This is a genomic window from Marinicauda pacifica (genome assembly GCF_004793635.1).
Taxonomy (GTDB): Bacteria; Pseudomonadota; Alphaproteobacteria; order Caulobacterales; family Maricaulaceae; genus Marinicauda; species Marinicauda pacifica.
The window spans coordinates 1-303 of record NZ_SRXV01000114.1 but is presented as its reverse complement, the minus strand read 5'-3'; the positions used below and the strand labels follow the sequence as shown (position 1 = coordinate 303).

Genomic DNA, 303 nt, shown 5'->3' with positions numbered 1-303 from the left:
AGAACGTCCCCTTGGCGACCCCGGCCTCGGCCACGATCCGGTCGACGCTGACCGCGTCATAACCCTCTGCCTCGAACAGCGCGATGGCCGTGTCGAAAAGGCTCTGGCGCACCAGCTGCTTCTTGTGTTCGCGCCGTCCGGTCATGACCCCTGTATCGCGCAGAAAATGACTGCGGTCATCTGCCTGCTGCGGCCAGTCTCCATTGCCTCCCCGGAACGGGCAGGGGATAAGGCCGCCCATGAAAAAGAGAGCCGATACATATCTTGTGGATGAAGGCTATTTCGAAACCCGCGCCAGAGCCC

The 303-nt window shown here is 61.7% G+C and carries 1 protein-coding gene; it reads right to left on the bottom strand.

Going from position 1 to position 303, the window contains the following annotated elements; genetic code table 11:
* Positions 1 to 145, bottom strand: a 145-nt coding sequence (locus tag E5162_RS15245) for a helix-turn-helix domain-containing protein (protein ID WP_135945977.1), incomplete at its 3' end; no start/stop codon positions are given.
* Between the last annotated feature and the right edge of the window lie 158 nt (positions 146 to 303).